At 71.4% G+C, this 9,547-nt stretch carries 6 protein-coding genes, 1 tRNA gene and 1 pseudogene; 6 read left to right on the top strand and 2 right to left on the bottom strand.

Annotated elements, in window-relative coordinates; genetic code table 11:
• Window positions 1–228: pseudogene (locus PUT80_RS26445) on the bottom strand (IS1380 family transposase); the annotation flags it as partial.
• A gap of 150 nt (window positions 229–378) precedes the next feature.
• Complete coding sequence (selD, locus tag PUT80_RS26440; RefSeq protein ID WP_275293860.1) at window positions 379–1,374, bottom strand: selenide, water dikinase SelD; 996 nt, start codon at window positions 1,372–1,374, stop codon at window positions 379–381.
• Between the two features lie 45 nt (window positions 1,375–1,419).
• Between selD and PUT80_RS26435 the strand changes: the two genes are divergently transcribed.
• The 6 genes from PUT80_RS26435 (at window position 1,420) to nrfD (ending at window position 9,496) form a co-directional block, all read left to right on the top strand.
• Window positions 1,420–1,514, top strand: a tRNA-Sec gene (locus tag PUT80_RS26435).
• Window positions 1,514–2,797, top strand: coding sequence for an L-seryl-tRNA(Sec) selenium transferase (gene selA, locus PUT80_RS26430; protein ID WP_275293858.1), 1,284 nt, complete (start codon window positions 1,514–1,516; stop codon window positions 2,795–2,797). The genes PUT80_RS26435 and selA overlap by 1 nt, the downstream gene beginning before the upstream one ends.
• Window positions 2,788–4,542, top strand: a complete 1,755-nt coding sequence (selB, locus tag PUT80_RS26425; RefSeq protein WP_275293857.1) for a selenocysteine-specific translation elongation factor — start codon at window positions 2,788–2,790, stop codon at window positions 4,540–4,542. The genes selA and selB overlap by 10 nt, the downstream gene beginning before the upstream one ends.
• Before the next feature lie 4 nt (window positions 4,543–4,546).
• A complete protein-coding gene (fdh, locus tag PUT80_RS26420) occupies window positions 4,547–7,759 on the top strand; it encodes a formate dehydrogenase (RefSeq protein ID WP_275293856.1) in 3,213 nt (1,070 codons plus the stop codon).
• A complete protein-coding gene (locus PUT80_RS26415) occupies window positions 7,752–8,579 on the top strand; it encodes a 4Fe-4S dicluster domain-containing protein (RefSeq protein ID WP_275293855.1) in 828 nt (275 codons plus the stop codon). Before fdh ends, PUT80_RS26415 begins: the two co-directional genes overlap by 8 nt.
• A complete protein-coding gene (nrfD, locus tag PUT80_RS26410) occupies window positions 8,576–9,496 on the top strand; it encodes an NrfD/PsrC family molybdoenzyme membrane anchor subunit (protein ID WP_275293854.1) in 921 nt (306 codons plus the stop codon). The genes PUT80_RS26415 and nrfD overlap by 4 nt, the downstream gene beginning before the upstream one ends.
• Window positions 9,497–9,547: the final 51 nt, after the last annotated feature.

Below are 9,547 nucleotides of genomic sequence, written 5' to 3'. Positions count from 1 at the left end.
GAGATCGTCGATCGAGTCCGCCCCGGCCGCCATCCCGGCGACGATCGTCGACACCTTCGCACCGCTGTTGGACCCCGCGGTGGTCCCGAGGGTGAGCAGCTCGTCGGCCAGCTCGCCCAGCCCGGCGCGCTCGGCCAGCCGCATCACCGGCACCAGCCCCGCATGCGACACCAGACCCGGATCGTCGAACCTCGCCGACACCGCCCCGGCAGTATGCAATGATCGCATCCAGCAGATGCCCTCTCGCTCGGATCGATTTTTCCTTCGCAAGAACAATCATCCCAGCTCAGAGGGCATCTGCGCGTCCAGACACGGCCTACACCACCACAAACACCGGTGGATCCAGGTCCAATTCCCTCAAGGAGCCCTTCACGGACCTCAGCCGACGACGATGGTGTGGTCGGTGCGGGACACCAGCTCGCCGATCACGGGGTAGCCGGGCAGTTCGCCCGCCACGAGCAGGCCGCCGGAGGTTTGGGCGTCGGCCAGCAGGAGGGCTTCTTCCTCGGAGATCCGGGAGAGATCGGTGTGCGGCCGGACCCAGTCGAGGTTCCGGCGAGTCCCGCCGCTGACATAGCCGTCACGCAGGGCCTCCCGTGCGCCCTCGAGATACGGGACAGCCGCCGGGTCCAGCCGCGCGGTGACGCCGCTCGCCCGGGCCAGTTTGTGCAGGTGGCCGAGCAATCCGAAGCCGGTGACGTCGGTCGCGCACACCGCGCCCGCCTCCAATGCGGCGGCCGAAGCGGCGCGGTTGAGCTGGGTCATCGCGGCGATCGCCTCCTCGGAGCGTTCGCCGGTGGCCTTGTGCCGCGAGTTCAGCACGCCGATCCCGAGCGGCTTGGTCAGCGTGAGCGGCGTGCCCGGCTTGCCCGAATCGTTGCGCAGCAAGCGGTCCGGGTCCGCGGTACCGGTGACGGCGAGGCCGTACTTGGGTTCCGGGTCGTCGACGCTGTGCCCGCCGGACAGATGGCATCCGGCTCGCGCGCAGACGTCCAAGCCGCCCCGCAGCACCTCCGCGGCCAGGTCGAACGGCAGCACCTCGCGCGGCCAGCCGAGGAGATTGACCGCGACCACCGGGACGCCGCCCATCGCGTACACGTCGGACAGCGCGTTCGCGGCGGCGATCCGGCCCCAGTCGTACGGATCGTCGACGACCGGGGTGAAGAAGTCCGTCGTCGCGATGAGTGCGACGTTCCCGGCGATGCGCACGGCCGCCGCGTCGTCGCCGTCGTCGAGGCCGACGAGGAGTTCGCCGGGCGGGTTCTCCGGCGCGGCGCCGGACAGGCCGCGGACGATCGTTTCCAGTTCGCCGGGCGGGATTTTGCACGCGCAGCCGCCGCCGTGGGCGTACTGGGTCAGCCTCATGCTTTTCATCATGCGGGGGCGCGACGGTCTTGGCAGGATGGCGGAATGCCCCAGGGAGGCGTATCCGGCCTGGTGACCGGCGCGGTCTTCAACACCGTTGAGCGGCAGGTCCTGCCGCTGGCGGGTTCGATTCCCGTCCGCCTCCGCCATGGGTGACCCGCGCCGGGCGATCCCGCGCACCGACGCGGTGCTCGGCGAGCCGAGGATCGCGAAAGCCGTCGAAACACTCGGCCGGGGCCTGGTGAAGTCCCTCGTCCTAGCAGCGCAGCAGCGGGCGCGCGCGGGAGAGATCGAGCCCAGCGAGGTCGTAGCGGAGGTAGTAGCCCGGCTGCCCTCGACGGTGTCCTCGCTGCGTCCGGTGCTCAACGCGACCGGCGTCCTCGTGCACACCAACCTCGGCCGGGCGCCCCTGTCCGCTGCCGCGCTGGACGCGATCGTCGCGGCGGGCGGGGCCACGGACGTCGAGTTCGCGCTCGAAACAGGGGAGCGGGCGAAACGCGGCCGCGGGACCCTCGCCGCGCTGGCGGAGGCGGTGCCGCGCGCGGAGGCGGTGCACGTGGTCAACAACAACGCGGCCGCCTTGCTGCTGTGTGCGCTGACCTTGGCTCCAGGCAAGGAAATCGTGGTCAGCCGCGGCGAACTGGTCGAGATCGGCGACGGTTTCCGCATCCCGGACCTGCTTGCCTCGACCGGTGCGCGGCTCCGCGAAGTCGGGACCACGAACCGGACTTCGGCGGCGGACTACGCGGCGGCCATCGGTCCGGACACCGGATTCGTGCTCAAAATCCATCCCTCCAACTACCAGGTCACCGGGTTCACCTCGGAGGCGAGCGTCGCCGAACTGGCCGGGCTCGGCGTGCCGGTCGTCGCCGACGTGGGGTCCGGGCTGCTCGCGCCGCATCCGCTGCTGCCGGACGAACCGGACGTCGCGACCGCGCTGGCCGACGGCGCGAACGTCGTCACGGCGAGCGGCGACAAGCTCCTCGGCGGGCCGCAGGCGGGCTTGCTCTTCGGAGACGCCGAGCTGGTGCACCGGCTGCGACGCCATCCCGCGGCTCGCGCGCTGCGGGTCGACAAGTTGACCCTCGCCGCGCTTGAAGCCACCCTTCGCGGGCCGGAACCACCCGTGCGGGCGGCGCTTGTCGCGGAGGGTCTTCACCAACGCGCCGAAGCGCTAGCTCAGTCGTTGCGTTCGGCGGGCGTGGACGCCGAAGCGGTGGATTCGACCGCGGTTGTCGGCGGCGGTGGCGCGCCGGGAGTTGAGCTGCCCAGCGCGGCGGTCGCGTTGCCTGCCCGGTACGCGCAGGCGTTGCGGCTGGGCGAGCCCGCCGTCGTCGGCCGGATCGTGCGGGACCGGTGCCTGCTCGACCTCCGGACGGTGGCCCCGGCGGACGACGCGACCCTGCGGGAGGCGGTCCGCCGATGCGGGTGATCGCCACCGCCGGCCACGTCGACCACGGGAAATCCACCCTGATCCGCCGGCTGACCGGCATGGAACCGGACCGGTGGGCCGAGGAACGCCGCCGCGGCCTGACCCTCGACCTCGGCTTCGCCTGGACCCGCCTGGGCGGCGAGGAGATCGCTTTCGTCGACGTCCCCGGGCACCAGCGATTCGTCCCGAACATGCTGGCGGGCGTCGGTCCCGTCCCGGCCGCCTTGTTCGTCGTGGCCGCGGACGAGGGCTGGATGCCGCAATCCGCGGAACACCTGGCTGCGCTCGACGCGTTCGGCGTCCGGCACGGCCTGCTCGCCGTCACCAAAGCGGACCGCGCCGATCCGGCGAGAGCGACAGCGGCGGCGCTTGAGGAGATCGCGGCGACGGCGCTCGGCGAGGTGCCCGCGGTGCGCGTCAGCGGCACGACCGGCGAAGGGCTCGACGAACTGAGCGCGCAGCTCGCCAAGCTCGCGAGCCGCTTGCCGCCGCCGGACCTCGACGCGGACGTCCGACTCTGGATCGACCGCGCGTTCACCATCAAAGGCGCGGGCACCGTCGTCACCGGAACCCTCGGCGGCGGCACGCTGCGGGTCGGCGACGAGTTGACGCTCGGCGCGAACCGCGTGCAGATCCGCGGTCTGCAGGCGCTCGGCGAACCGCGCGAAAGCGTGTCCGCGGTGGCTCGGGTCGCGGTGAACGTGCGCGGCGTGCCCAAGGATTCCGTCGGGCGGGGCGACGTGCTGCTGACCCCGGGTGCGTGGCGCCCGGCGACCGAAATAGACGTCCGGCTGCGCGGCGCACAGTCCGGCGAACTGCACCGGAACCTCGTGCTGCACTTCGGATCCGCAGCGGTGCCGGTCCGCGTCCGTCCGCTCGGGACGGACACCGCGCGGCTGCTGCTCGCGAGCCCGCTGCCGCTCCGGACCGGCGACCGGGGGTTGCTGCGCGACCCGGGCGAGCACCGGATCCCGGCTGGGTTCGACGTGGTGGACGTCCGGCCGCCGTCGCTCGCGCGCCGCGGCGCCGCGCGCGCCCGGGGTGAAGAGCTGACCGCGGTGGAGCCGGGCTGGGATTACCTCCGCCGGGCGGGTTTCGTGCGCCACGAGGACTTCCGCGCGTTAGGGCTGCCGGAGGTAGGCGAGCGGCTCGGCGGCTGGCACGCCGACCCGGCCCGCCTCCGCCGGTCGCGAGCGGAGGCCGCCGAAGTCGTCGCGGCGTGGACCCGGGAACATCCGCTGGCGGCGGGCATCCCGGCCGAGGCGTTCCGGCAACGGCTCGGCCTCCCGGACGCGGACCTGATCCCGGCGGTCCTCGCCGGCGAGCTGATCCTCAAGGACGGGCTCGTCCGCAAACCCGGCACCGGGCTGACCGCCGAAGTGGAAACCGCCGTCGCAGTCCTCGAAGAACGGTTCGCCGAGCACCCGTTCCGCGCGCCGGAAGCGGACGAACTGCGGGAACTCGGCCTGGGCAAACGGGAATTGGCCGCCGCCGTCCGGGTCGGCCGGCTGCGGGCGATCGCCGACGGAGTGGTGCTGGGCCCGGACGCGCCGGAGCGCGCGGCGGAGGCGCTGGCCGCGCTCGGCGAGCCGTTCACCGTGTCGCGGGCGCGGCGGGCGCTGGACAGCACCCGCCGGGTGATGATCCCGCTCCTGGAGCACCTCGACGCGGCCGGGCTCACCGAACCGCTCGGCGACGGGACCCGCCGGACGTGCTGCGAGCGCCCGGAGAACGGATTACCGTGACAGCGTGGGCATGCGGCAGTGGATCGAAGGCTGGCCGGTGTACCGGCAGCTGGCCGGTCCCGACCGCACTGCGCGCGCCTCGGCGGCGAAATCCCGCGGATCGGAAAGCTGGCACGCCCGCACCGAGGACGCCGACAAGGTAGTCCGTTCCGTCTGTCCGTATTGCGCGGTCGGCTGCGGGCAGAAGGTGTACGTCAAGGACGGCGCGGTCACCCAGATCGAGGGCGACCCGGATTCGCCGATCTCGCGCGGCAGGCTGTGCCCGAAGGGTTCGGCCAGCAAACAGCTCGTGACCAGCCCGAGCCGCGTCACCGAAGTCCTCTACCGCCGTCCGTACGGCACCGACTGGGAACGGCTGTCCCTCGACCAGGCGATGGACATGATCGCCGACCGCGTGCTCGAGACGCGAGCCGCCACGTGGCAGGACGCCGACGACCAGGGCCGCAGGCTCAACCGCACGCTCGGCTTCGCGAGCCTCGGCGGCGCGACGCTGGACAACGAAGAGAACTACCTGATGAAGAAGCTGTACACCGCGCTCGGCGCGATACAGATCGAAAACCAGGCCCGTATTTGACACTCCGCCACGGTTCCCGGTCTGGGGACCTCCTTCGGTCGTGGAGGCGCCACGACGTTCCAGCAAGACCTCGCCAACGCCGACTGCATCGTCATCCAGGGCTCGAACATGGCCGAATGCCATCCCGTCGGGTTCCAGTGGGTGATGGAGGCGAAGGCCCGCGGAGCGAAGATCATCCACGTCGACCCGCGGTTCACCCGCACGAGCGCGGTCGCGCACGTCCACGCGTCGGTGCGGGCGGGTTCGGACATCGCCTTCCTCGGCGGGCTGATCAACTACGTCCTGCAGCACGAACTGGACTTCCGCGAGTACGTCGTGGCCTACACGAACGCCGCGGCGATCCTGACCGAGGAGTTCGCCGACACCGAAGACCTCGACGGCCTCTTCTCCGGCTTCGACCCGGACAAGCGCCAATACGACAACTCGACCTGGGCGTACGAGGACGCTGAGGCGGCCCCGGCGGCCGGCCACCGCGACCCGGGGCAGCCGGGCGGGCACCACGGCGGCGAGAAGCACCAGACCTCCGCGCGCGCCGAGTCCTACGGCAGCGGCGGCGCGGCGATCGACACCAAACCGAAAACCGACGAGACCCTGCAGCATCCGCGCTGCGTTTACCAAGTCCTCAAACGGCATTTCTCCCGCTACACGCCCGAGGCGGTCGCCGACGTCTGCGGCCTGCCGGTCGAGCAGTTCACCGAAATCGCCGAGGCGATCACCGCGAACTCCGGCCGCGACCGCACCACGGCCTGGGTGTACTCGGTCGGCTGGACGCACCACACGGTCGGCGCGCAGTACATTCGCACCGCCTCGATCCTGCAGACGCTGCTGGGCAACATCGGCCGTCCGGGCGGCGGCATCCTCGCGCTGCGCGGGCACGCCAGCATCCAGGGCTCGACCGACATCCCGACGCTGTTCAACCTGCTGCCCGGCTACATCCCGATGCCGCACGCGCACCAGCACCTCGACCTCGACAGTTTCGTCGAGGCCGACGCGGGCAAGACCGGTTTCTGGGGCAACATGCGCTCGTACACGGTCAGCCTGCTCAAGGCGTACTGGGGCGACAGCGCCCAGCCGCACAACGATTTCCGCTTCGACTACCTGCCGCGGCTGACCGGCGACCACGGGACGTACCAGACGGTCCAGCAGCAGATCGCGGGGGAGTGCAAGGGGTACTTCCTGGTCGGCGAGAACCCGGCGGTCGGCTCGGCCAACGGGAAGTTCCAGCGGCTCGGGCTGGCGAATCTCGACTGGCTGGTGGTCCGCGACCTGCAGCTCATCGAGAGCGCGACGTTCTGGAAGAACGGCCCGGAGATCGAGACCGGCGAACTGAAGCCCGAGGAGATCGGCACCGAGGTCTTCTTCCTGCCCGCCGCCGCGCACACCGAAAAGGACGGCAGCTTCACCAACACCCAGCGGCTGCTGCAATGGCACCACAAAGCGGTCGAACCGCCCGGCGACGCCCGCAGCGACCTGTGGTTCTACTACCACCTCGGCAGGCTGATCCGGGAGCGCGCCGGCAGCGGCGAACGCGACGCCCCGCTGCGCGATCTCGCCTGGAGCTATCCGACCGAGGGCCCGACCGCCGAGCCGAGCGCGGAGTCCGTGCTCGCGGAGATCAACGGCCACGGTCCGGAAGGCCCGCTCTCGTCGTACACCCAGTTGAAGGACGACGGTTCGACGTCCTGCGGCTGCTGGATCTACTGCGGCGTCCGCGCCGACGGCCACAACCACGCCGCGAACCGGCAGCCGGGCTCCGAACAGGACTGGATCGCGAGCGGCTGGGCCTGGGCGTGGCCGGCGAACCGGCGGATCCTGTACAACCGCGCCTCGGCGGATCCGGACGGGAAACCGTGGAGCGAACGGAAAAAGCTGGTCTACTGGGACGCTGAGGAGTCCAAGTGGACCGGCCCGGACGTCCCGGACTTCGAGGCCACGAAGGCGCCGAGCTACGTCCCGCCGGACGGGGCGAAGGCGCAGGACGCGCTGAGCGGCCGCGATCCGTTCATCATGCAGACCGACGGCAAGGCCTGGCTGTACGTCCCCGCCGGGCTGGCCGACGGCCCGCTGCCCACGCATTACGAGCCCTTCGAGAGCCCGGTCGCGAACGCGCTGTACGGCCAGCAGGAATCGCCGGTGCGGCAGACGCTGGACAGCCCGGTGAACCAGTACAACCCGGCGCGCAGCGAGGTCTACCCGTACGTGTTCACCACCTACCGGCTCACCGAGCACCACACGGCGGGCGGGATGAGCCGGACGCTGCCGTACCTGTCCGAGCTGCAGCCGGAGTTCTTCTGCGAGATCTCGCCCGCGCTGGCCGCCGAACGCGGGCTGGTCCACCTCGGCTGGGCCACCATCGTGTCGGCGCGGACGGCGATCGAGGCCCGCGTGCTGGTCACCGACCGGGTCAAACCGCTCAAGGTGCGCGGCCGGACCGTCCACCAGGTCGGGCTGCCGTACCACTGGGGCCCGAACGGGCTGTCCCGCGGCGACGCGGCCAACGACCTGCTCTCGATCGTGATGGACCCGAACGTGCACATCCAGGAGGCCAAAGCGGCCACCTGCGACATCCGTCCCGGACGGCGGCCGCGCGGGCCGGAGCTGCTGGAGTTCGTGGCGGAGTACCGGAGGCGAGCCAATGGCTGAGTACGGCGCCCAGCCCCGGATGGGCTTTTTCACCGACACGTCGGTGTGCATCGGGTGCAAGGCGTGCGAGGTCGCGTGCAAGGAGTGGAACGGCGTCCCGGAGGCGGGCGGGGAGGACCTGCTCGGCCTGTCCTACGACAACACCGGCGACCTCGGCTCGAACACCTGGCGGCACGTGGCGTTCATCGAGCAGCCCGCGGTCGACCTGGGGATGCCGGCGGTCGGGGCGCCGGAGCAGCAGCCGGAAGAACCGGGCGTGCGCTGGCTGATGTCCAGCGACGTCTGCAAGCACTGCACGCACGCGGCCTGCCTCGACGTCTGCCCGACCGGCGCGCTGTTCCGCACCGAATTCGACACAGTCGTGGTGCAGCAGGACATCTGCAACGGCTGCGGCTACTGCGTTCCGGCTTGTCCGTACGGGGTCATCGAGAAACGCGAGAGCGACGGCCGCGCGTTCAAGTGCACCCTCTGCTACGACCGGCTCGGCGCCGGGATGGAACCCGCGTGCGCCAAGGCGTGCCCGACGGATTCCATCCAGTTCGGCGAGCTGGACGAACTCCGCGAACGCGCCGCCGCGAGGGTGTCGGCGCTGCACGACGACGGCGTGCCGGAGGCGCGGCTCTACGGGCACGATCCCGATGACGGGGTCGGCGGCGACGGCGCGTTTTTCCTGCTGCTGGACGAACCCGAGGTCTACGGCTTCCCGCCGGATCCGGTCGTGACGACCCGCGACCTGCCGCAGATGTGGAAGCGGGCCGCGACGACCGCCGCCGGGGTGGCCGCGGCGCTGGTCGTGTCGTTCCTGGGACGGCGCCGATGAGCCCCCGCCGCGAACGGGCGATGGTCGAGCCCGCCGAATTCCGGTCGTACTACGGCAGGCCGATCCTCAAGGAGCCCGCCTGGAAGCAGCCGGATGTGCCGTTGTACCTGTTCCTCGGCGGCGCGGCCGGTGCGTCCGCGTCGCTGGCCGCGCTCGCCGACGCGACCGGACGGCCGGAGCTGGCCAAGGTCGGTCGGCTGGCGGCTTCCGGCGGGTCGATCGCCAGTGTGGTCGCGTTGATCCACGACCTCGGCAAGCCCACGCGGTTCCTGAACATGCTGCGCGTGTTCAAGCCGACTTCGCCGCTGTCGGTGGGATCGTGGATCCTGTCGCCGTTCTCCGGTCTCGCCGCCGGTGCGGCTTTCTCCGCGCTGACCGGGCGTTTCCCGCGGCTCGGCCGGTTGGCCGGGGCGGGCGCGGGCGTGCTGGGGCCAGCGATGTGCACGTATACCGCGGTGCTGCTGGCCGACACGGCGACGCCGTCCTGGCACGAGGCACACGGGACGCTGCCGGTGCTGTTCGCGGGCAGCGCGCTGACCAGCGGGGCGGGAATCGCGCTGATCGCGGTGCCGCCGAAGGAAAACGGTCCCGTCGTGCGGGCTGGAATTGCCGGTGCCGCCGCGGAATTGGCTGCCGAGCATCACTTGGAGACCGGGCTGGGGCTGGCTTCGGAGCCGTACCGGACCGGCCGGGCCGGTCGGTTGTTGAAGGCGGCCAAGGTTCTCACCGCGGCTGGGGCGGCGTTGTCGTTGGCTGCGCGTCGCCATCGCGCGGCGGGGGTGGCCGCGGGGGCGGCTTACCTGGCGTCCGGGCTGTGCACGCGGTTCGGGGTGTACGCGGCCGGGGTGGAGTCCACAAAGGACCCGAAGTACGTCGTGGTTCCGCAGCGGGAACGGCTGGCTCGGCGAGGTACGTGAGGGGAACCCTCATTGACTCTGATTCCCCATGCCAGGAACTTAAGCCGCGTG

This window comes from Amycolatopsis sp. La24 (assembly GCF_029087445.1).
Taxonomy (GTDB): domain Bacteria; phylum Actinomycetota; class Actinomycetes; order Mycobacteriales; family Pseudonocardiaceae; genus Amycolatopsis; species Amycolatopsis nivea.
This window is presented reverse-complemented; position numbering and strand designations above follow the sequence as displayed.

Excerpts from the sequence above, each read along its gene's own strand:
- selD (WP_275293860.1), bottom strand. The coding sequence starts at position 1,374 with ATGAAAAGCATGAGGCTGACCCAGTACGCCCACGGCGGCGGCTGCGCG.
- selA (WP_275293858.1), top strand. The coding sequence starts at position 1,514 with ATGGGTGACCCGCGCCGGGCGATCCCGCGCACCGACGCGGTGCTCGGC.
- selB (WP_275293857.1), top strand. The coding sequence starts at position 2,788 with ATGCGGGTGATCGCCACCGCCGGCCACGTCGACCACGGGAAATCCACC.
- PUT80_RS26415 (WP_275293855.1), top strand. The coding sequence starts at position 7,752 with ATGGCTGAGTACGGCGCCCAGCCCCGGATGGGCTTTTTCACCGACACG.
- nrfD (WP_275293854.1), top strand. The coding sequence starts at position 8,576 with ATGAGCCCCCGCCGCGAACGGGCGATGGTCGAGCCCGCCGAATTCCGG.